Below are 243 nucleotides of genomic sequence, written 5' to 3' on the forward strand. Positions count from 1 at the left end.
GAACGAAACAATCCCGGATGGCCGAAATGGAAGAAATGAAGCATGGTCATGTTTACTTGATTTCGTATCCATCGTTACGCCAAGATATTGTCCATTTTGCAGACGTCGCTTTTTCAAGTGTTATTATTGACGAATCACAAGCAATTAAGAATTATCATACAAAGGCATCTCAAGCTGTGCGCGCTCTGAAACGCAATCATGTATTTGCACTCAGTGGAACGCCGCTTGAAAACAGCATTGATG

Annotated in this window: 1 protein-coding gene; it reads left to right on the forward strand. The window is 41.6% G+C overall.

The annotated features are described in order from the left end of the window. Nucleotides 1-17: 17 nt before the first annotated feature. Nucleotides 18-243: SNF2-related protein (locus ACX6XY_RS30460; protein ID WP_460337969.1), on the forward strand; the 226-nt coding region annotated here is incomplete at its 3' end.

Source organism: Streptomyces sp. O3, from assembly GCF_054788135.1.